The organism is Micromonospora sp. Utrum1, from assembly GCF_057197805.1.
The window spans coordinates 5,858,612-5,879,858 of the sequence record NZ_CM170071.1; the positions used below are offsets into that span (position 1 = coordinate 5,858,612).

At 76.3% G+C, this 21,247-nt stretch carries 18 protein-coding genes and 1 pseudogene; 10 read left to right on the forward strand and 9 right to left on the reverse strand.

The window, feature by feature from the left end; all coding sequences use genetic code 11:
- Window positions 1-34 precede the first annotated feature (34 nt).
- Window positions 35-1,195 (reverse strand): glycerate kinase family protein, encoded by a 1,161-nt coding sequence (locus AC0OLQ_RS27430; protein ID WP_484528648.1) that lies wholly within the window; start codon window positions 1,193-1,195, stop codon window positions 35-37.
- 44 nt (window positions 1,196-1,239) lie between these two features.
- On the opposite strand from AC0OLQ_RS27430, the gene nadA reads away from it, so the two are divergent.
- From nadA to AC0OLQ_RS27445, 3 genes are all read left to right on the forward strand, one after another.
- Complete coding sequence (gene nadA / locus AC0OLQ_RS27435; protein WP_357335568.1) at window positions 1,240-2,415, forward strand: quinolinate synthase NadA; 1,176 nt, start codon at window positions 1,240-1,242, stop codon at window positions 2,413-2,415.
- Window positions 2,416-2,573: 158 nt separating this feature from the next.
- Complete coding sequence (murA, locus tag AC0OLQ_RS27440) at window positions 2,574-3,986, forward strand: UDP-N-acetylglucosamine 1-carboxyvinyltransferase (protein WP_357335571.1); 1,413 nt, start codon at window positions 2,574-2,576, stop codon at window positions 3,984-3,986.
- A 29-nt stretch (window positions 3,987-4,015) separates the two neighbouring features.
- Window positions 4,016-4,663, forward strand: coding sequence for a DUF3043 domain-containing protein (locus AC0OLQ_RS27445; RefSeq protein WP_357335573.1), 648 nt, complete (start codon window positions 4,016-4,018; stop codon window positions 4,661-4,663).
- Window positions 4,664-4,673: 10 nt separating this feature from the next.
- Here AC0OLQ_RS27445 and AC0OLQ_RS27450 read toward each other — a convergent pair whose 3' ends face one another.
- The 5 genes from AC0OLQ_RS27450 to AC0OLQ_RS27470 all read right to left on the reverse strand — a co-directional run bounded on the left by AC0OLQ_RS27450 (window position 4,674) and on the right by AC0OLQ_RS27470 (window position 9,873).
- Window positions 4,674-5,642: an ABC transporter ATP-binding protein gene (locus AC0OLQ_RS27450; RefSeq protein WP_484528649.1), complete on the reverse strand. Its 969-nt coding sequence runs from the start codon at window positions 5,640-5,642 to the stop codon at window positions 4,674-4,676.
- Window positions 5,639-6,460, reverse strand: coding sequence for an ABC transporter permease (locus tag AC0OLQ_RS27455; RefSeq protein WP_484528650.1), 822 nt, complete (start codon window positions 6,458-6,460; stop codon window positions 5,639-5,641). Before AC0OLQ_RS27455 ends, AC0OLQ_RS27450 begins: the two co-directional genes overlap by 4 nt.
- Window positions 6,453-7,304, reverse strand: coding sequence for an ABC transporter permease (locus AC0OLQ_RS27460; RefSeq protein WP_484528651.1), 852 nt, complete (start codon window positions 7,302-7,304; stop codon window positions 6,453-6,455). Before AC0OLQ_RS27460 ends, AC0OLQ_RS27455 begins: the two co-directional genes overlap by 8 nt.
- Before the next feature lie 770 nt (window positions 7,305-8,074).
- Window positions 8,075-8,740: a hypothetical protein gene (locus AC0OLQ_RS27465; protein ID WP_484528652.1), complete on the reverse strand. Its 666-nt coding sequence runs from the start codon at window positions 8,738-8,740 to the stop codon at window positions 8,075-8,077.
- A 740-nt stretch (window positions 8,741-9,480) separates the two neighbouring features.
- Window positions 9,481-9,873 carry a hypothetical protein gene (locus tag AC0OLQ_RS27470; protein WP_484528653.1) on the reverse strand — a complete coding sequence of 131 codons (393 nt, stop codon included), beginning with the start codon at window positions 9,871-9,873 and terminating at the stop codon, window positions 9,481-9,483.
- Between the two features lie 163 nt (window positions 9,874-10,036).
- On the opposite strand from AC0OLQ_RS27470, the gene AC0OLQ_RS27475 reads away from it, so the two are divergent.
- A complete protein-coding gene (locus AC0OLQ_RS27475; RefSeq protein WP_484528654.1) occupies window positions 10,037-13,000 on the forward strand; it encodes a WG repeat-containing protein in 2,964 nt (987 codons plus the stop codon).
- A 9-nt stretch (window positions 13,001-13,009) separates the two neighbouring features.
- Here the strand turns inward: AC0OLQ_RS27475 and AC0OLQ_RS27480 are convergent, their stop codons facing one another.
- Window positions 13,010-13,489, reverse strand: a complete 480-nt coding sequence (locus AC0OLQ_RS27480; RefSeq protein ID WP_484528655.1) for a cupin domain-containing protein — start codon at window positions 13,487-13,489, stop codon at window positions 13,010-13,012.
- A gap of 87 nt (window positions 13,490-13,576) precedes the next feature.
- On the opposite strand from AC0OLQ_RS27480, the gene AC0OLQ_RS27485 reads away from it, so the two are divergent.
- Together AC0OLQ_RS27485 and AC0OLQ_RS27490 are read left to right on the forward strand one after the other, a co-directional pair.
- Entirely contained in the window at window positions 13,577-14,236 is a 660-nt protein-coding gene (locus AC0OLQ_RS27485) for a TetR/AcrR family transcriptional regulator (protein ID WP_484528656.1), read from the forward strand.
- Window positions 14,237-14,294: 58 nt separating this feature from the next.
- On the forward strand, window positions 14,295-15,293 hold the full coding sequence (locus AC0OLQ_RS27490) for an aldo/keto reductase family protein (RefSeq protein ID WP_484528657.1): 999 nt from the start codon (window positions 14,295-14,297) through the stop codon (window positions 15,291-15,293).
- A gap of 106 nt (window positions 15,294-15,399) precedes the next feature.
- Here AC0OLQ_RS27490 and AC0OLQ_RS27495 read toward each other — a convergent pair whose 3' ends face one another.
- Both AC0OLQ_RS27495 and AC0OLQ_RS27500 read right to left on the reverse strand, forming a co-directional pair.
- The gene (locus AC0OLQ_RS27495; RefSeq protein ID WP_357335597.1) at window positions 15,400-16,197 is read right to left on the reverse strand and encodes a site-2 protease family protein; all 798 of its coding nucleotides are present in this window, start codon (window positions 16,195-16,197) and stop codon (window positions 15,400-15,402) included.
- Complete coding sequence (locus AC0OLQ_RS27500) at window positions 16,194-16,394, reverse strand: hypothetical protein (protein ID WP_091320006.1); 201 nt, start codon at window positions 16,392-16,394, stop codon at window positions 16,194-16,196. Before AC0OLQ_RS27500 ends, AC0OLQ_RS27495 begins: the two co-directional genes overlap by 4 nt.
- 121 nt (window positions 16,395-16,515) lie before the next feature.
- Here AC0OLQ_RS27500 and AC0OLQ_RS27505 point away from each other — a divergent pair.
- The 4 genes and pseudogenes from AC0OLQ_RS27505 (at window position 16,516) to cobS (ending at window position 21,204) form a co-directional block, all read left to right on the forward strand.
- Window positions 16,516-17,773, forward strand: a pseudogene (locus AC0OLQ_RS27505) (serine/threonine-protein kinase).
- Entirely contained in the window at window positions 17,761-18,432 is a 672-nt protein-coding gene (locus tag AC0OLQ_RS27510) for a hypothetical protein (RefSeq protein WP_484528658.1), read from the forward strand. Before AC0OLQ_RS27505 ends, AC0OLQ_RS27510 begins: the two are co-directional and overlap by 13 nt.
- 50 nt (window positions 18,433-18,482) lie before the next feature.
- A complete protein-coding gene (locus tag AC0OLQ_RS27515) occupies window positions 18,483-20,441 on the forward strand; it encodes a bifunctional adenosylcobinamide kinase/adenosylcobinamide-phosphate guanylyltransferase (RefSeq protein ID WP_484528659.1) in 1,959 nt (652 codons plus the stop codon).
- A complete protein-coding gene (gene cobS, locus AC0OLQ_RS27520; protein WP_484528660.1) occupies window positions 20,431-21,204 on the forward strand; it encodes an adenosylcobinamide-GDP ribazoletransferase in 774 nt (257 codons plus the stop codon). Before AC0OLQ_RS27515 ends, cobS begins: the two co-directional genes overlap by 11 nt.
- Window positions 21,205-21,247 lie beyond the last annotated feature (43 nt).

Consider the following 21,247-nt stretch of genomic DNA (forward strand, 5'->3'; position numbering starts at 1 on the left):
CCGGCCACGGCGCGCCGAGGGCGTCCGGGTGGGTTCAGCGGCTCCACTGGCCGGCGAGCCGGGCGCCGAGCGCGCGCAGCCCCTCGGCCGGGCGGCTCATCGCCGCCTCGACTCCCCCGCGCTCCTCGCCGCCGAAGTGCTCCACCAGGCTGTGCGCCTCGGACACGCCGGCCGACGCGGCCTCCCGCCGCCCGGTGCTGACCCGGCCGGCCAGCACCACGCAGGGCACCCCGCGGTCCCGGGCCGCCCCGGCCACGCCCGCGACCACCTTGCCGCGCAGCGACTGGTGGTCGAAGGAGCCCTCTCCGGTGATCACCAGGTCGGCGGCGTCCAGCGCGGCGTCCAGGCCGATGGCCCGGGTGACCAGCCCGATGCCGGACTCGCACCAGCCGCCGAGCGCCAGGATCGCGGCGCCCAGGCCGCCGGCCGCGCCGCCGCCGGGCAGCGCGCCGAGCCCCGACGGGCAGCCCGGCAGGTTCTCCTCCAGCACCGCCGTCCAGCGCTCCAGGGCGCCGTCGAGCAGCAGCACGTCCGCCCGGGTGGCGCCCTTCTGGGGGCCGTACACGTTGCTGGCGCCGTGCAGCCCGAGCAGCGGGTTGTCGACGTCGGTGGCGGCGACCAGCGCCGCGCCGCGGACCCGGGGCGCGCCGTCCAGCGCGGTCACCGCGGCGAGGGCCGCCCCGCCGTACGGCAGGGCCCGGCCGGCCTCGTCGAGCGGGGTGACGCCGAGCGCGGTGAGCATCCCGGCGCCGCCGTCGTTGGTGGCCGAGCCGCCCAGCCCGATCACCACGGTCCGCGCCCCGGCCTCCACCGCGGCGGCGACCAGCAGGCCCAGCCCGTAGGAGGTGGTCGCCTTCGGGTCCCGCTCGGCGGCGGAGAGCAGGTGCAGCCCGCACGCCTGGGCGCTCTCCAGGTACGCCACGCCGTCGTCGGTGAGCAGGATCTCACCGGCGGCGGGGCGGCCGAGCGGGTCGACGGTGGGCACCGGCAGCAGCCGGCCGCCGAGCGCCTCGGCGAGCACGGCGACGAACCCGGGGCCGCCGTCGGCCAGCGGCCGGACCAGCAGCTCGTCGCCAGGGGCGACCTCCCGCCAGCCCTCGGCCACCGCGGCGGCCACCTCCTGGGCCGGCAGCGTGCCGGCGAACTTGTCCGGGCAGAGCAGCACGCGCATGCCGAGCAGTGTGGCAGGCCACATCCGGGACGGCTGCGCGGCCGTCCCGCTGTGGGACCATGGGTGGCGTGACTTCGACCTGGGTTGAGCCCTCCAACACCGCCACTGCGCTGCTGCTCCTCGGCCGCGGCAGCGACCCCGCCACCGAGCGTGGCGTGGAGTGTCCGGGTGACCTCCCCGCGCCGAGCGACCCGGACCTGGTGGCCCGGGCGACCGCGGCGAAGGCCGCGCTCGGCACGAAGGTCTTCGTGCTGGGCCACCACTACCAGCGCGACGAGGTGATCCAGTTCGCCGACGTGACCGGCGACTCGTTCAAGCTGGCCCGGGAGGCGGCGGCCCGCCCCGACGCGGAGTACATCGTCTTCTGCGGCGTGCACTTCATGGCCGAGAGCGCCGACATCCTCACCTCGGACCGCCAGAAGGTGATCCTGCCCGACCTCGCCGCCGGCTGCTCGATGGCCGACATGGCGGTGCTGTCGCAGGTCGAGACCGCCTGGGACGTGCTGACCGAACTGGGCATCGCGGCGGACACCGTCCCGGTGACCTACATGAACTCCTCGGCGGACATCAAGGGCTTCGTCGGCCGGCACGGCGGCGTGGTCTGCACCTCGTCCAACGCCAAGCGGGCGCTGGACTGGGCGTTCGAGCAGGGGCAGAAGGTGCTCTTCCTCCCCGACCAGCACCTGGGCCGCAACACCGCCGTGCTGGAGATGGGCTTCTCGCTGGACGACTGCGTGCTCTACGACCCGCACAAGCCGAACGGCGGGCTGACCCCGGAGCAGCTGCGCGACGCGAAGATGATCCTCTGGCGCGGGCACTGCTCGGTGCACGGCCGCTTCACCCTGGACAGCGTCAACGACGTGCGCGAGCGGGTGCCGGGGGTCAACGTGCTGGTCCACCCGGAGTGCCGGCACGAGGTGGTCACCGCCGCCGACCACGTGGGCTCCACCGAATACATCATCAGGACCATCGAGGCGGCCCCGGCCGGCTCGGCGTGGGCGGTCGGCACCGAGCTGAACCTGGTCCGCCGGCTGGCGCTGGCCCATCCGGACAAGCAGATCATGTTCCTCGACCGGGCGGTCTGCTACTGCTCGACGATGAACCGGATCGACCTGCCGCACCTGGTCTGGGCGCTGGAGGAGCTGGTCGCCGGGCGGGTGGTCAACCAGATCACCGTGGATCCGGACACCGCCGGACACGCCCGGGCCGCCCTGGACCAGATGCTCGCCCTCCCGGGCGCCTGATCACCCTCGGTCATGCCACTGGTACGGAAACGCGGCGGAATCCCCGGTTCGTGCCCTCACTGGTGATGTGACCGATTCCCTTTTCGTCACCGAGGGCTATGCTGCCGGGGCGACGACACACGCGGGCCCGTTTTGGCCGGGCCGCCTTTCGGGTAGCGATGCAGATCGTGGACCCCACTCATCTACACGGCAGCACCAACGCGCTGGAGGTTGCGTTGACCGACGACGTCCTGGTCGTACACGGAGGCACTCCGCTTGAAGGGCGGATCCGCGTACGCGGCGCGAAGAACCTCGTGTCCAAGGCGATGGTCGCCGCCCTGCTGGGCGACACCCCCAGCCGCCTGTTCGACGTGCCCCGGATCCGGGACGTGGAGGTCGTCCGCGGGCTGCTCGGCCTGCACGGCGTCAAGGTCACCGACGGCGAGGAGGACGGTGAGCTGGTCTTCGACCCGTCCAACGTCGAGAGCGCCAGCACCGACCAGATCAACGTGCACGCGGGCTCCAGCCGGATCCCGATCCTGTTCTGCGGCCCGCTGCTGCACCGGCTCGGCCACGCCTTCATCCCCGACCTGGGCGGCTGCCACATCGGCCCGCGCCCGATCGACTTCCACCTCCAGGCGCTGCGCGAGTTCGGCGCGACCGTGGACAAGACGCCGGAGGGGCTGCACCTGTCGGCGCCGAACGGGCTGCACGGCACCAAGTTCGCCCTGCCCTACCCGAGCGTGGGCGCCACCGAGCAGGTGCTGCTCACCGCGGTGATGGCCGAGGGCGTCACCGAGCTGCGCAACGCGGCGGTCGAGCCCGAGATCATCGACCTCATCTGCGTGCTGCAGAAGATGGGCGCGATCATCAAGGTGCACACCGACCGGGTGATCGAGATCCAGGGCGTGAAGCGGCTCAGCGGCTACACCCACCGGCCGATCCCGGACCGGATCGAGGCGGCGAGCTGGGCGGCGGCCGCGCTGGCCACCCGGGGCCACGTCGAGGTGCTGGGCGCCCAGCAGGCCGACATGATGACCTTCCTGAACATCTTCCGCTCGGTCGGCGGCGAGTACGAGGTGACCGACCTCCGCCCGCCGCGCGGCGGCGGGCCGGGCCAGGAGGGCGGCATCCGGTTCTGGCACCCGGGCGGCGAGTTGAACGCGGTGGCGCTGGAGACCGACGTCCACCCCGGCTTCATGACCGACTGGCAGCAGCCGCTCGTGGTGGCGCTCACCCAGGCCCGCGGCCTGTCGATCGTCCACGAGACGGTCTACGAGCAGCGGCTCGGCTACACCGAGGCGCTGAACTCGATGGGCGCCAACATCCAGGTCTACCGGGACTGTCTGGGCGGCACGCCGTGCCGCTTCGGCCGGCGCAACTTCAAGCACTCCGCGGTGATCGCCGGCCCGAGCAAGCTGCACGCGGCCGACCTGGTCATTCCGGACCTGCGGGCCGGTTTCAGCCACCTGATCGCGGCGCTGGCCGCCGAGGGCACCTCCCGGGTCTACGGCGTCGACCTGATCAACCGGGGCTACGAGGACTTCGAGGCCAAGCTGGCGGATCTGGGCGCGCACGTCGAGCGCCCGTAAGGTCACACTCCCGCGGCCGGTGCACCGCGATGTGCACCGGGCGCGGGTGTTTGGCTACCCTTGCCGACGTGCCGTCGCTGTTTCGCCGTAAGCCCACCGACCTCGTCGAGGATTCCGTCACCCCGGTGACGACCGACGAGGCGCCCTCCGCTGCCCAGTCCCGGGGTTACACCCCGAGCAAGAAGGACCTCGGGCGGACCACCCCGAAGCGGCCGACCGCGGGTCGCCGCCCGGCCGCCCCGGCCCGTCCCCTGACCAAGGAGGAGGCCCGGGAGCAGCGCCGCGCGGCGCGCGCCGAGTCGGCGGCCGAGTTCCGGCGCGAGGGCGGCCCGCGCGACCGGGGCCCCGAGCGGCTGCTGGCCCGCAACGTGGTCGACTCGCGGCGCACGGTGGGCACCTGGTTCTTCGGCGGCGCGCTGATCGTGCTGCTCGGCTCCAACCAGGCCATGCCGCCGATCGTCCGGCTGCTGTCGAACGTGCTCTGGGGCGCGCTGGCGCTCGGCGTGGTGATCGACTCGGTGCTGATCGCCCGGAAGATCAAGAAGCTGGTTCGCGAGCGCTTCCCGAAGAGCACCGAGCGGCTCGGCTCGCTCTACTTCTACGCGATCATGCGGTCGATCACGTTCCGCAAGATGCGGGCCCCGGCGCCCCAGGTGAACATCGGCGACAAGATCTGACTCGGCCGGCTCAGCCCACCTCAACCGGAGCGCCGTAGAGCCGGGCCACGACCTCCTCGATGTCCGGCTCCACGATCGAGATGTCGCGCAACGTGGCCACGCCGGCCAGCCCGGCCACCACCTCGGCGACGCTCGCCGACTCCAGCGCGAAGACCAGCCGGCGCCCGTCCGCCTCCACCCGCTGCACCGGCGCGCCCGGCAGCACCGGCGGCGCGGGCAGCGCGGCGTCCAGCTCGGCCACCACCATCCGGCGGGAGCCGTACCGGCTGTGCAGGGCGGCGATCGAGCCGTCGTGCACCACCCGCCCGTGGTCGATCACCACCAGGCGCCGGCAGAGCCGCTCGATGTCGGCCAGGTCGTGGGTGGTGAGCACCAGGGTGGTGTCGCCGGCCCGGCCCAGCTCCGCCAGGAAGCCGCGGACCGCCTGCTTGCTGACCACGTCCAGCCCGATGGTCGGCTCGTCCAGGAAGAGCACCTCAGGGCCGTGCAGCAGGGCGGCGGTGAGCTCGCCGCGCATCCGCTGGCCCAGGGAAAGCTGCCGGACCGGGGTGTCCAGGAACTCATCGAGGTCGAGCAGGCCCCGGCAGCGGGCCAGCCGGGCCGCGTGCTCGCCGGCCGGCACCCGGTAGACGTGGCGCAGCAGCGCGAACGAGTCCCGCAGCGGCAGGTCCCACCAGAGCTGCGAGCGCTGCCCGAAGACCACGCCGATGCGCAGCGCCAGCCTGGTCCGGTCGGCCACCGGCCGCAGCCCGCAGACCCGGGCCTGGCCCGCCGAGGGCATCAGCACGCCGGTGAGCATCTTCAGCGTGGTCGACTTTCCGGCGCCGTTCGGGCCGATGTAGCCGAGCATCTCGCCCCGCTCCACCCGCAGGTCAACCCCGTCGACCGCGGTGACCGTCCGCTTCTCCCGGCGGAGCCGCCCGGCCTTCACCCGGACGGTGAACTCCTTGCGCAGCCCGTCCATCTCGATGACGTTCATGACCCCGTACTCCGGTAGTGGCGGATCCCGACGCGCCACGCCACGGCGGCGACGGCCGCGGCGACCAGCGCGACCCCGGGTGCGGCCCAGCCGACCCAGGGCGGCAGGCCCAGCGGGTCGGCCCGGCCGAGCAGCGCCAGCGCCGGGTGGTAGCTGACGAAGGCGAAACCCATCCCGTACGCGAAGACCGCGCGGAACCAGCCGCCGTAGACGGTGACCGGGTACGAGGTGAAGTCGCGCCCGCCGTAGGTGACCGAGTTGGCCATCTCCCCCGAGTCGATCCAGTAGAACGACACGGTGGCGGTGGTGACGAAGACCGCGGCGAAGAAGACCACTCCGGCCGGCGGGGCGACCAGCGCGAGCGCCACCCGGCCCGGCGTCCAGTCGATGCCGGCCGAGCCGAGCGCGAACAGCAGCACGGCCAGCCCGAAGAGCGCCCGGGAGACCTTGCGCAGCGGCAGGTCCATCAGGAGCAGCTGGGGCAGCGCGGCCAGCGGCCGGACCAGCACGGCGTCGAAGAGGCCGGTGCGGACGTACCGGGGCAGCCGCTCGATGTTGCCGACCAGCAGGTCGGCGGTGGCGAACGCGGACGACGACAGTCCGACGACGACCAGCGTCTCGCGGAGCGTGAAGCCGCCCAGCTCCCGGGTGACCCCGAAGAGCACCAGCACGGTCACGACGTCGAACACGGTGGCGCCCATGTTGCCGACCAGGTCCACCACAAACGAGGTGCGGTAGGCCGCCTGCGACCGGGCCTGCGCCCCGAGCAGCGCCCGGTACGCCCGCAGCGCCCCCGTTCGCGTCCCCGGCTCAGCCACCCTGCACCACCAGCCGGTGCTCGGCCCGGCGCTGCACCAGCCGGCAGAGCGCCAGCAGCAGCACCACCCAGCCGAGCTGGAGCCCGACCAGGCCGAGCTGGGTCGGCATCGGCTCCCGCTCGACCAGCACGTCGAGCGGGACCTGCAGCAGGCTGGGGAACGGGGTGGCGTACCGCAGGGTCGCCTCCAGCCGGCCCGGGAGGAAGCCGAGCGGGAAGTAGAGGCCGGCCAGCACGCCGGAGCCCAGCGTCCAGAGGATCATCGGCCCGCGGACGTCCTGCAACCAGTACGCGGTCGCGTTGACCAGGTAGCGGCAGGCGAAGCAGACCAGCACGGCGAGCAGCACGGAGAGCCCGAAGAGCGGCAGGGTGGCCCAGTGCCGGGGGAGGTAGACCTCGAAGAAGAACGGGCCGATCACCACCGGCGGCAACAGCCGGGCCAGCGAGGCGAACCCGGCCCGGCCCAGGTCGGTGGCGAGGTAGCTGGTCACGGGGTGCACCGGGCGGAGCAGGTCGGCGGCGATCTCCCCGGTCCGGATCCGGTCGGCCAGCTCCGTCCAGCCCCAGATGGCGATCACCGCGAGCAGCCCCTGCCCGGCCCAGACGAAGGTGGCGAGCTGGGCCCGGTCGTAGCCGGCCACCGTGCCGGCCGCGCCGGCCACCGCGAGGAAGATGTAGCAGCGTAGGAAGCCGAAGACGGTGTTGGTGACGACGCCCGCCACGGCGGCCTGCCGGTAGCTGGCGTGACGCCGAAAGCCGGAGGCCACTATCGCGCCGAATGTCCGAAACCATCGGGTAACGTTTGGATCCGTGGGCGGTGCCACAGTGGCGGTGACAGAGCCCACGCCGCTACCCTCCTTCCGCAGCCACGACGTGCTGGACCGGGCGACTCTACCGGCACGTCGGGGCCCCAGCACGACAATTTCCAACGAGGTGACATCGCCGTGAGCGAGCGACGCGAGCCGGCCCCGGGGCCGCGCCGCGCGGGCGGCGACAGGGTCTCCCGATGAACGGCTGGGACCGCTGGCGTGAGCTGGCCGAGCCCTCCTGGGCTGCCGAGCCCACCCACGAGTGGCGTCCGCAGTTCCCCGGGCAGCGCTATCCGGGCGACATCGGCCTCGAGCACCTCACCCCGCCCGCGCCGCGCGGGCGGGCCGCCGTGGTCGGCCGGGCCGAGGTGCACCCGGTCAGCCCAGCGCCGGGGGGCGAGGACCCGTATCCGGTCAGCCCGGCCGGACCGGACGACCTCGACCGGCGACGCGGCGCATACCCCGTCAGCCCGGCCGGACCCGACGACCTCGACCGGCGACGCGGCGCATACCCCGTGAGCCCGGCCGGACCGGACGACCTCGATCGGCGGCGCGGCGGGCGGCCGGGCGGGCCCGCCGAGGACGGGCGGTGGGCCGATGACGGTTCCCGGTCCGGCGGACGTGGCGATCGGTTCGACCAGCGGTGGGTACGTCCCGAATCGGCGCGGGGGACGGCGCCGCACCGGCCCGTCTCCCCTGCCCCCGAGCCCGGCTGGGTGCCGGAGCCGGACGAGCACCCGCATCACGCACCGCCGCGACCGGGCCGGCCGGAGCAGCGCCGCGGGCCGGCGGACGGGCGGACCGGTCTACCGCCGCACGGCCCGGCGGACCGGCGTGAGCCGGCGTTCGACGGCCGGCGGGACCCGGCGTTCGACGGCCGGCGTGATCCGGCGTTCCAGGATCGCCGGGAGGCCGGGTTCGGTGGCGGGCGCGAGGCCGCCTTCGACGGGCGGCGGGATCCGGCCTCCGACGGGCGGCCGGGTCGGCGGGAGGCCGACCTGGGGCGTCCGGCCGACCGGCGCGACCAGGAGGTGCCCGGTCGGCGGGACCAGGCCTTCGATGGCCGCCGCGATGCCGGGGTGGCTCGCCCGACGGACCGCCGGGACCAGGACTTCCGCCAGCCGGGCGACCGGGGCTACGACGGGCCGCCGCGCGGCGAGCCGGGCCGGGGTCACGACGGACCGCCACGCCGGGAGCCGGACCGGGGTCATGACGGACCGCCGCGCCGGGAGGCTGCCGCGCGCGCCGAAACCTACCGGGACGCGCCCGAGGCAGGGCGCCGGCCGGTGGACCCGTACCGCGCCGAGCCCGGCCGGTACGGCGAGTCGCGTTCCGCCGCGTTCCGGCCCGACGAGCGGTGGGAGGGCCAGCGCCACCCGGGCGACCGCGCCCGCCCGCACCACGAGGAGTGGCCGGTCGTCGAGCGGCGGCCGCGCACCGAACCGGCCGCGTACCGGCCCGACCAGCGGCACCGGCCCCCGGTCGACCGGCCCGGCCCGGACGGCCGCCCCGCCCGGCCCGTGGACGAAGCGGCGCGCTACGACGCCCGTCGCCCCGACGTGCCCGGCCCGCGTCCCGACTTCGTCGGCCCCCGCCCGGAGTCGGGGCGTCCCCGGCCGGAACCGGTCGACGGCCGACCCGAACCGGCGCGTCCCCGGCCCGAGTTCGGCGGTCCGCGCCCCGAGTCCGTGGGGCCACGGCGCGAGTCGGTCGGTCCGCGGCCCGAGTCGGTGGGTCCCCGGCCGGATTCCGTCGGGCCCCGACCCGGGTCCAACGGTCCTCGCCCGGAGTCGGTCGGGCCACGGCCGGAGCCCGTCGAGCCACGGCCGGAATCCGTCGGTCGCCGGCCGGACTCCGTCGGTCCCCGGCCCGAGTCCGTCGGACCGCGGTCCGAGTTCCGCGCGCGACCGGACGGGTGGCAGGGTCGGCCGGGCGAGCCCGGACCGGCCCGGCCGGGCGACGGCTGGCGACCGCCGGTCGAGCCGGCCGCGCGTACCCGCCCGGACGAACTCCGGGACCGGCCGGCGCACCCGGACGAGGCCAGGCAGCAGCCCCAGCCCGGCGCGCGGCCGGACCAGGGACGCGAGGCAGGCGCGCCGGCCGCCCCGACCCGCCCCGGAGAGCGGCAGGTTCGGCCGATGGTGCCGCCTCCGCCGCGCGCCGAGGACACCCGCCCGCAGCCCGTGCCGCCGGCGCGGCCGGACGAACCGCGTCAACCGGCGATGCCGGCCCCGCCGACCCGGCCCGACGAGATGCGGCGCCCGCCTGTGGAGCCGGCGACCCGACCGGACCCGAACCGACCGGACCCGGGCCGACCGGTCCCGGGCCGGGCCACGCCCACCTCGGGCGCGCCGGTGTCGGGCGCGCCGGTCGCCAACGCGCCCGTCTCCGGCATGCCCGTGTCGAGGCCACCCGTCTCGCGACCGCCGGTCTTCGACGCGCCCGTGCCCAGCCGACCGGTGTCCGGCGCACCGGTGTCCGGCGCGCCCATCTCCGGGCCACCCGTCTCGCGACCGCCAGACTTCGACGCGACCGTGCCCAGCCGACCGGTGTCCGGCGCACCGGTGTCCGGCGCGCCCATCTCCGGACCGCCCGTCCCCGGCACGCCCATCTCCGGACCGCCTGCCTCCGGAGCACCCGTTCCTGGCACGCCCGTTTCCGGACCGCCCGCCTTCCCCGGCGACCGACCGGTGCCGGGCGACCGGTCCGACCGGCCGGCGGGACCGAAGGCGGCGGGCCCACCCACCTATCCGGCCGAGCAGCCGCCGGTGGACCGCCGCTCCGACCGCCCGGCCGCACCGGAGGCTTCGGCCGGCGCACCTCCCGCCGCCGACCTGCGCGTCGAGTTCCGGCCCGGACCCGCCGACTCCACGCCGCGGCCCGGCCCCGACCGCCCGACTCCGGCCGACCTCGGCGAGCCGGCGGGGCGGACCGGGCCACGCCCGGATGTCCCGCCGCGCCCGGCCCGACCCGCGCCGCCCGCCTACCCCGGCCCCGGAGTCACCCGGCCGGAGCACAGCGCCGGCCCGACCACGCCCGCCGAGGACTCCCGGCCGCTCAGCGCCGCCGGTCCGACCACGCCCCACGTGGGCACCCGACCGGCGGACGACGGCCGCTCGACCACGGTGGCCGGCCCCGGCTCGCCGGACGAGAGCGACCGCGCGTCCGCACCGGTCGCCGCCGACGGGCACGGTGGGCGTTCCGAGGTCGACCGGCCGGCGGCCGCGCGGCCCGCCGAGCCGGTGGACGGTGGCCCGGACGCCTGGTTCCGGGCGAACGAGCCGGTGTCGCCGGCCGCTCCGACTGAGGCGTCCGCCCCGGCGCGCGCTGCCGAGCCGATGTCCGCCGGGTCGGCCGATCCCGCGCCCGCGCGACCGGTCAGCGCGCCGCCCGCCAGCCCGTCCGCCGACCAGGGCCCCGTCGATCCTGGCCGGCCGGTCGACGTGCCCGCCGCGGCCGGTTCGCCGGCCGAGCGGATGCCGCAGCCGTCCGCCCCGGCGCTCGACGCCCCGGACGACGGCCCGGGCCCCGACGCGACCGCCACCCAGCCGGCGCCGGAGCTGTCCGGCCCGGCGCGCGATGCTCAGGTGGCGTCCCGTCCGGCGGCAGCGGCACCCGAGCCGGAGCGTTCCGCCGCCGCCCCCGGCGCCCAGGCCGGGCCGGACCCGCGAGCCACCCGGTCGTCGGAATCGTCCGCGCCCGCCACGATCGAGCCGGGCACCGCAGCACCCGACGCCCGGCCCGTCTCCGGACCGCCCGGACCGGCGCCCGACGCGCCGGAGACGAGCAGGCCGCCGGTCCCGGCCCGGCAGCCCACCGATCCCGATTCACCGGCACCGGCCGCCACCCCGAACGCCACCGCCGGCCCGGTCACGAGTGAGCACGCGCCGACCGAAGCCGAGGTGCCGACCCAGGCGTCCACTCGGGACGTCCCGACCTCCGATGTCGTCCCGGCCGCTGCGCCCCACGGGGCGAACCCGGCCGAGGTGGCGGCACCCGCGGCCCACCCGACCCCCGAGGTCGCCCCAGCCCCTGCGCCACACCCGCCCGGTCCGGCCGAAGTGGCGGCACCGGCAGCCCACCCGACCTCCGAGGTCGCCCCGGCCGCTGCGCCGCACCCGCCGGCTCAGGTCGACGTGCCGGCACAGGCGGCCCCGCCGCGGGAGGCCGCCGCACCGGCAGCCACCTCGGACGAGACCCCCGCGACCGCCGACGCCGCACCGGCCGCGCCGGAGCCGACTCCCGGCCCCGACCAGCTACGTCCCGTCCCGGCTCCGCCGGCCGCACAGGAGGCACCGCCCACGGCCGAAGGGGCCGCCGACTCCACCCCGACCGGGGAGGCTCCCGCCACGCCGACGGCCGGACCGGCCGACCCGGGCGCGGCCGAGCCGGATGCCGGCACCGAGCGGCGGGAGGCCCGCCCGGCGGACCCGGAGCAGGCCCTCGCCGCCATCCGCTGGCGGCTGAACCCCGAGACCCTCCGCGAGGAGGCCCCCGATGCCCCGGCGCTGCGCGAGATCCGGGACGGCCTCACCGCCAAGCTCGGCAGCGCGCTGGACAACCGCAGCCGGGCCCGGCTGCTGAGCCTGCGCTCGGTGGCGTCCCGCATCCTCGGCGACCTGGACGACGCCCTGGCCGACGCGCGGCTGGCCCTCACGTACGCGGAGGCCACCGGCGAGTTGCGGCGGACCTCGCTGGCCCGCGCCCGGCTGGCGGAGGTGCTGCGCTGGCGGGGCGAGCATCCGGAGGCCGACCGGCTCTTCGCCGAGGCCAACTCGCCGGAGCTGCCCGACCGGCTGCGCGCGGTGCTGCACGAGCACGCCGGCCGTTCCTGCTACGACCAGGGCCGGCTGACCGAGGCCTGCCTGCACTTCGAGCGGGCGCTGGACCTGCGGCAGGGCGAGGACTCGGAGTTGAACGCGCGGACGACGCTGGCGCTGGACGCGGTCGCCGAGCGGGCCGTGACCGGCGGGTTCGGGCCGAAGCCGCGCAGCCGGGAGGCGCTGCTGGGCGGCGAGCGGCACCCGGTGCCGACCTTCGACGAGGAGCAGGAGCTCTGGGGGTACGCGGACGCCGAGGGCGAGCTGGTGATCGAGCACCGGTACGCCGAGGTGCAGCCGTTCCGGGAGGGCCTGGCGTGGGTGCGCCGCCCGGAGGCGTCCCGCTGGGCGCTGATCGACACGACCGGCGCGGCGCTGATCGAGGCGAACAACGGCTACCGGGCGGTGGGCTCGTTCTCCGAGGGGCTGTCCTGGGTGTCCATGGACGGCAAGAGCCGGTGGATGGCGGTCGACCCGACCAACATCGTGAAGATCCCGCCGGGCTTCGAGGACGTCCGGCCGTTCCGGGGCGGCCTGGCGGCGGTCCGGCAGAACGGCGGCTGGGGCGCGGTGGACCGGACCGGCCAGGTGGTGGTGCCGACCCGGTACCACCGTCTGACCACGACACTGGCCGACGGCCGGTCCGTGGACGGCTTCACCGAGGACGGGCTGGCCGTGGTGGAGCTGGCCGGTTGCCGGGGCGTGGTGGACCGGACCGGCCGGGTGCTGGTCGCGCCGGCGTACCCGACGTTGGTGGTGCACCCGGTGGCGTTCCTGTTCGGCGACGAGTCGGGCCGGTGGGGCGCGCTGGACCGGCGGGGCGAGCCGCTGATCGACCCGGTGCACCGGAGCCGGGACGCGGTGGTCGCGGAGATCGACCGGCTCCTCGCCGACACCAGCCCGGTGCTCTGACGCCCGGCGTCACGCCCGGGGCGGCGGCCCCAGCAGTTCGATGCCGTTGCGGGCGGCGGCGTGCCCGAGCGCGGCCGGGTCGACGGGCCCGGGGTCGGGCAGCCGGCGTTCCAGCGCGGGCAGGCCGGCCTCGGCGGCGAACCGCTCGAATCCGGTCGGGGTGGTGATCTGGAGGGCGCGCAGCGGCTCGTCGGGGCCGACCACGAAGCTGTGCGGCAACCCCACCGGGAGCAGCACGAAGTCGCCCGGGCCGGCGGTGAAGCTCTCCCCGTCGCAGTGGAACCGGGCGGTGCCGGCGAGCAGGTGGAACATCTCGTCCTCGACGTGGTGCCGGTGCAGCGGCGGGGCGAAGCCGGGCGGGTTCACGAACTCGGCGACGGTCAGCCGGTCCCGGGTGTGCCGGCCGCCCGCCTTGATGGTGCACAGGCTGCCGAGGAACCAGTACGCCTCGCCGTCGTCAGGGCAGAGCAGGTAGGGGCGGACGGACATGGGACGCCTCCCGGTGCGGTTTTGGATGGACGGACCAATATTCGATAGCCAGGAGTTTAGTGAATATGTTGTTAGTATCGCGATGTCATGGCTGGAGTCAAGGACGGAAAACCGACCCGCCCCTACCGCTCGGCGGTGCGGGAGGAGAGCGCCCGCCGCACACGCCAAACGGTGGTGCGCGCGGCGACCGAACTCTTCGTCACGCGCGGCTATGCCGCGACGTCGCTGGCCGACGTGGCCGCCGCCGCCGGGGTGGCCCGGCCCACGGTGTTCGCCGCGTTCGGGTCCAAGGCGGCGCTGCTGCGCCAGGTGCTCGACGAGGCCCTCGCCGGCGACGACGAGCCGGTGCCGGTGGCCGAGCGGCCGTGGTTCCGGCCGGTGTGGGACGCGCGGACCCAGGGCGAGGTGCTCGACGCGTACGCCGGGGTCTGCACTCTGATCGGCGGCCGGGCCGCCGGCGCGTTCGAGACCGTGCGGCGCGCGGCGGACGAGGCGCCCGAGGTGGCCGAGCTGTGGGAGACCCTGCTGCGCAACCGCCGAGCCGGCGCCCGCATGGTGGTCGACCGGCTGGTGGCCGTCGACGGGCCGCTGAAGTCCGGCGCCGACACCGGGCGTGCCGTCGACGAGCTGTGGTTCTACAACGACCCGGCGCACTACGCCGCGCTGGTGCACCGGTGTGGCTGGACCGAGGAGAGCTTCCGGCACTGGCTCGCCGCCCGCATGCGCGACGCCCTGCTGCCCCGCTGAGCGTCACACCCCGTCGCGCCGCGCGCCGACCATGATCGGGCGGGGCTAGGGTCGGGGCATGGAATTCCGACACCTAGGCCGCTCGGGCCTACTGGTCAGCGAGATCTCGTACGGCAACTGGATCACCCACGGGTCGCAGGTCGAGGAGGAGGCCGCCACCGCCTGCGTGCGGGCCGCCCTGGACACCGGCATCACCACCTTCGACACCGCCGACGTCTACGCCGGCACGAAGGCCGAGGAGGTGCTCGGCCGCGCCCTGAAGGGCGAGCGGCGCGAGGGGCTGGAGATCTTCACCAAGGTGTACTGGCCGACCGGGCCGGGCCGCAACGACCGGGGCCTGTCCCGCAAGCACATCCTGGAGTCGATCAACGGCTCGCTGCGCCGCCTGCAGACCGACTACGTGGACCTCTACCAGGCCCACCGCTACGACTACAGCACCCCGCTGGAGGAGACGATGGAGGCGTTCGCCGACATCGTGCACTCCGGCAAGGTGCACTACATCGGCGTCTCGGAGTGGAAGGCGTCGCAGATCCGCGAGGCCCACGCGCTCGCCCGCGAGCTGCGCATCCCGCTGGTCTCCAACCAGCCGCAGTACTCGATGCTGTGGCGGGTCATCGAGGCCGAGGTCATCCCCACGAGCGAGGAGCTGGGCGTCGGCCAGATCGTCTGGTCGCCGATGGCCCAGGGCGTGCTCTCCGGCAAGTACCTGCCGGGCCAGCCGCCGCCGGCCGGTTCCCGCGCCACCGACGAGAAGTCCGGTGCGGGCTTCATCGCCCGGTTCATGACCGACGAGGTGCTCACCCGGGTGCAGCGGCTCAAGCCCCTGGCCGAGCAGGCCGGCCTGACCATGCCGCAGCTCGCCATCGCCTGGGTGCTGCAGAACCCGAACGTCTCCTCGGCGATCGTCGGCGCGTCCCGGCCGGAGCAGGTGCACGACAACGTGAAGGCGGCGGGTGTGAAGCTCGACGCCGACCTGCTCAAGGCGATCGACGAGATCGTCGAGCCGGTCACCGAGCGGGACCCGGCGAAGACCGAGAGCCCGGCGCAGCGTCCGTGACGCTCTCCCCGGGCCGGCGCCACCACCGCGCCGGCCCGGGGCCCCACGGAGGTACGCGCACCCCGGAGCGCCCCGCCGCTGCGCGGCGGCTCCCGGAGCCGGAGTGTCAGCCCCGCCAGAAGCGGATCAGCTCGAGCCCGAGGACGTAGAGCTGAGGCGGCAGCCCGAGGAAGTCCGCCACGTCGAAGACGGCGCCGAAGAACACGTTGCCGATCCGCGGGCTCCACAGCAGCGCGAACAGCAGGATGAAGCCGTACGGGGCGAACAGGTCGTACATCCGCCGGTACTCCGGGCTCAGCCACGGCTGGATCATGTTGCCGCCGTCCAGCCCCGGCACCGGCAGCAGGTTGAGCACGCTGGCGGTGAGCTGGAGGAACGCCAGCAGCCCCACACCGGCCCAGAACTCCGTCGGGCCGCCCACGTCCGGGCGGATCCGCACGGCCAGCACCAGCAGCAGGGCGAACAGCACGTTGGTGGCCGGCCCAGCCAGGCTGACCAGGGTGTGTCGCAGGCGACCCGGGATGGCGTGCCGGTCCACCCAGACCGCGCCGCCGGGCAGGCCGATGCCGCCGAGCAGCACCACCACCACCGGCAGCACGATGGACAGCAGCGGGTTGGTGTACTTCAGCGGGTTCAACGTCAGGTAGCCCCGGTGCGCGATGTCCCGGTCCCCCGCCCGGTACGCGACCAGGGCGTGGGCGTACTCGTGCAGGCAGAGCGAGACCAGCCAGCCGGAGACCACGAAGAGGAAGACGTCGAACCGGACGCTGCCGAACCGGTTCCAGGCCATCACCCCGCTGGCCACGAAGAGCGCGACCAGGGCCAGGAAGATCGCACTGGGCCGGAACGCCGCCCGGGGCACCCCGAGCACCAGCGGGTCGCGCGGGCGGTCGTAGCTCGTCATTCGGCCGGGGGCAGCAGGCTCATGCGGTATTCCACCCGGTCGTCCTCGACGAGCGCGACGGAGGTGACGCCGGACGCCGCGAGCTCCCGCCAGGCCTGGCCGATCCACGACTCGGCGTCCGCCTGGCTGGGGAACGACTCACCCGGCCCGTCGACCGAAGCGCCGTTCGTGCCCTCGTACCGCCAGCTCCACGCCATGCCGCGTCTCCCCTCGCCGCCGTCGCCCTGGGACGGAAACCCCCGCAAGCCTAGTCGGCCGGACGCGGGACGGCCCGGCCGCCATGGATCATGCCCACCGCCCGGCCGGTACGGTGGCGCGGTGCTGACTCAAGGAGTGATGCTCAGCGACCGCTATCGGCTGGGCGAACGCATCGCGACGGGCGGCATGGGGGCCGTCTGGAAGTGCACCGACACCCTGCTGGGCCGCGAGGTCGCGGTGAAGGTGCTGCTGCCCTCGCTGGTCGCCGACCCCGAGTTCACCACCCGCTTCCACGCCGAGGCCCGGATGCTGGCCGCGCTGCGCCACCCCGGCATCGTCCAGGTGCACGACTTCGGCTCCGCGACCCTCGCCGACGGCAGCCAGGTCAGCTACCTGGTGATGGAGTACGTCGACGGCGAGCCGCTGGTCACCTGGATCCGGCGCGCCGGCCGGCTCGATCCGGCGTCGACCATGTCGGTGGTGACGCAGGCCGCGCACGCGCTGCACGCCGCCCACCTCGCCGGGATCGTGCACCGCGACGTGAAGCCCGGGAACCTGCTGGTGAAGCGGGACGGCACGGTGGTGCTGGTCGACTTCGGCATCGCCCGGGCCAGCACCATGGCGGGTATCACCGCCGCGCACATGGTGCTCGGCACCGCCTCGTACATGTCGCCGGAGCAGGCCGCCGGCCAGCCGGTGTCGCCGGTCACCGACGTCTACGCGCTCGGCGCGGTGGCGTACTACTGCCTGGCCGGGCGGCCGCCCTTCGAGGGCGACAACCCGCTCCAGGTGGCCATGCGGCACGTCCAGGACGAGCCGCCGCCGCTGGTGGGCACGCCGCCGGCGGTGGTGGAGGTGGTCCGCCGGGCGCTGGCGAAGCGGCCGGCCGACCGGTTCCCGAGCGCGCTGGCCCTGGCCGAGGCCGCTCAGGACGCCCGGGACGCCACCCTCGCCGCCCTTCCCGTCCCGCCCCGCCCGCCGTGGGCGGTCGCCGGCCCCGCCGTGCCCGGGCCGGCCGTCCTGCCGGCGCCTCCGCCGGCCGAGAACCGGACCGGGGGTACGCCGCCCGCCGGCCAGCCACCGGCCGCGTTTCCGGCCACCCCGCCTCCCGCCGCGGCCCGCGACGACGCCGGGGCGTCAACCGGTGCGGGCTCCGGTGTCCCGTTCGGGCCCGCCACACCGCCCGCGACCGGGCAGCCCGGCGCGGGCGGCCCGGGTCAGCCCCCGGCCGGGCCCGTCTGGTCGGTCGGGGTCGCGCAGCCCGGCCCGCCGCCCGGCGGGTACGGCCCGGTGCAGGAGCGGCACGCCGGGTCGGGTGTGCCGCCGACCCGGGAGGAGGCGACCGGGCGACGGGGCCGCGGCCGGGTGCTGGGGCTGACCGGGGCGGCCGGCGTCGTGCTGGTCGCGGTGGTGACCGCGGTGGCCGTGGCGGCGCTGCGCTCCCCCGACGGCACGGATCCGGGGCACCCTCCGGCCGCGCTGGCCGGGGAATCCGCGTCGGCCGACCCGGCGCAGCCGGAACCGCGGGCCACCGCCACCGCCGGCCAGCCGACGCCGAGCCGTACCGGGCGGCCGGGCCGGTCCCCGTCGGCCACGCCGAGCCGCCCGGCGGCGGACGCCGGCGCCCCGTCGACCGGTGGCCCGGCGGCGACCACCGGCGCGCCCGCGCCGACCGGGGGCACCACCGCCCCGCAGAAGCCCAACCCGTACACCGCGGGACAGGCGTGCGGCAGCGGCTACCAGGTGGTCGACTCGGCGACGCTGACCGCCGGCGGGGTACGCCAGGGGCGGGTCTACCTGCTCTACCACGCCGGCAGCGGCACCAACTGTGTGGTCACCCTCAAGGACACCGACGTCGGGCGGGTCACCACGGTGACCGCGTACCTGGAGGTGCAGGGCAAGGCACGGCAGACCGAGAGCGGCGGTTACCAGTACTACGCCGGGCCGGTGCGGGCGAACGCCGCCGGGGTCTGCGTGAAGTGGGGCGGGTCCGCGGGCGGGGCCTCCTACGCCAGCCCGTTCGAGCACTGCGACTGAGCCACCGGGCCGGCGGGCGGCGACCCGCCGGACGGCTTTAAGGTACGGGCATGTCCGTTGACGGGTGGAACACCCTCCTGGTGCTCGGCGGTATCCGCTCCGGCAAGTCGGAGTTCGCCGAGTCGGTGGTCGCCGAGGCGCCCACGGTCCGGTACGTGGCCACCGCCCCCGAGGGGGACCCGGAGGACACCGAGTGGGCGACCCGGCTCGCGGCCCACCGGGCCCGCCGGCCGGGCAGCTGGACGACCGAGGAGACCGCGGCCGACCCCGGCCGGCTGGCCGAGGTGATCGCGGCGGCCGGGCCGAACGAGACGCTGCTCGTCGACGACCTGGGCGGCTGGGTGACCGTGCTGCTCGACCCGGCCCACCAGCCGGCCGACGACACGGCCACCATCGCCGAGCTGGCCGCCGCGATCCGGGCCAGCGCCGCCCGGCTGGTGCTGGTCAGCCCGGAGGTGGGCCTGTCCCTGGTGCCCACCACGCCGCTGGGCCGGGCGTTCACCGACGCGCTGGGCGCGACCAACCGGGCGGTCGCCGACGCCTGCGACGCCGTCGCGCTGGTGGTGGCCGGGCAGACCGCCTGGCTGAAGCGGGCCGCACCGGCGCAGCCGGCCGGCCCCGGCCGGGCGGGCGCCCCGGAGCCGGTGACCGGCGCGCCCGACGAGGCGCTGCCCGAGGTGCTCACCCCGACCGCGGCGGCCGCCCCGGCCCCGGCGCCGGGCGGCGCGACCGGCGCGGCCGACTGGGCCGCGCCCACCATGGCGCTGCCGATGGTCGCCACCGGCCTGGTCATCCAGCCCGGCATGGAACTGCCGATGCCCGACGACTACACCGGCCCGCAGGCGGTCGACCGGCTCGCCACCCTGGACATCCCCGGCGCCGGCCTCGGCGTGCTGGAGCGGGTGGTCGGCTTCGCCGGCGCCACCCAGGGCACCGCGACGCCGACGCCGTGGGCTTCGGTCCGGGTGCTGCTGCTGCACGGCGACCACGAGGGTGGGGCGTCGGCCGGCGCGGCACCCGGCGAGTCGGCCCGCCGCGCCCGGCAGGCGCGCGCCGGCAAGGGGCCGCTGGCCCGGCTGGCGGCCGAGAGCGGGGCGAGCCTCCAGGTGGTCGAGACCCCCGCCTCCGCACCGATGGAGGACGGGCCGGCGCTCACCGCCGAGCAGGTCGAGTCGGCCCTGCGCTACGGCTGGCGGCTCGCCGAGCAGGCCGCCGACGCGGGCGTACAGCTGCTGGTGCTGGCGGCGTGCGGGGCCGGCACCGAGGCGGCCGCCGCGGCGGTGCTGGCGGCCACGGCCGGCGCGGAACCCCCGGCGGTCCTCGGCCGGGTGGTCACCGAGCACGGCGAGTACGACGACGCCGCCTGGATGGTCCGCTGCGCGGCCGTCCGGGACGCGCTGCACCGCACCCGGCGGTCCCCCCGGGAAGCCAAGGACGTGCTCGCCGAGCTGGGCGGCGGCGACGTGGCGGTGGCCACCGGCGTGCTGCTCGGCGCGACCGCCCGCCGTGTCCCGGTGCTGCTGGACGGGCCGGTCGGGGTGGCCGCCGGCATGGTCAGCCGCGACCTGGCCGGGCAGGCCCGGCACTGGTGCCTGCTGCCCGACCACGGCGGCCGGCCCGGGGTGCGGCTCGCCGCCGACGTGCTGGGCCTGGCCCCGCTGCTGGACCTGCGGCTCGACCTGGGCGAGGGAGCGACCGCGCTGGCCGCCCTGCCGCTGCTGCGCTCGGCCCTGGCGCTCGCCGCCGGCCTGCCCGTGCACCCGTCGCTGAGCGGCGGCGACGACGAGGACTTCGCCGAGCCCGAGCCGGCCGGCCCGGGTCCGACCAGCACCGAGCCCGAGCCGCGGTTCGCCGAGCCGGAGCCGGCCGGGCCGGGGCCGACCAGCACCGAGCCCGAGCCGGCCGGCACCGAGCCCGAGCCGCGGTTCGCCGAGCCGGAGCCGGCCGGGCCGGGGCCGACCACGATCGAGCCCGACGAGCCGGTCGCCCCCGGCCGACGTGCCGACTGAGTTCCGGCTCGCCGACGGGATCCGGCTGGCGCTCACCACCTTCACCACGGCGCCGGTGCGCGCCGGCCGGGTGGACCGGGCCGCGGCTGGCGCCGCCATGGCGCTCGCCCCGGCGGTCGGGGCGCTGCTCGGCGCGCTCCTCGGGGTGGTGCTGCTGCTCGCCGCGGCGGTCGCGCCCCCGCTGGTCGCCGCCGGGGTGACCGTCGCGCTGGCCGCGCTGCTCACCCGGGGCCTGCACCTGGACGGGCTGGCCGACACCGTGGACGCGCTGGGCTCCTACCGCCGCGGGCCGGCCGCACTGGAGATCATGAAGAAGCCGGACGTCGGCCCGTTCGGGGTGGTCGCGCTGGTGGTCGTACTCCTGCTCCAGGCCGCGGTGCTCGCGGAACTGGCCGGTCGGTCCCGGCCGGCGGCGCTCGCGGCGGTGGTCGCCGCGACGGCAGCCGGCCGGCTGGGCGTCGCGCTGGCCTGCCGGCGCGGGGTGCCGGCGGCCCGGTCGGAGGGGCTGGGCGCGCTGGTGGCCGGCACGGTGGGGCCGGTCGCGCTGGTGGCCGGCGCGGCCGTCGTGGCGCTGCTGGCCGTGCCCGCGGTGCCGGGCCGCCCGTGGCAGGGGCCGCTCGCCGTGCTCGCGGCGCTCGCCGTCGCGGCCGGGCTCCTCCGGCACCTGGTACGCCGCCTCGGCGGGATCACCGGCGACGTGCTCGGCGCCCTCGTGGAGATCGTCACCACGCTGTCCTACCTGGGACTGGTGCTGTCCGCCTGAGCGTCACCCGTCCGGGCGGGTAGCGTTCTCAGGCGAGGTGCAC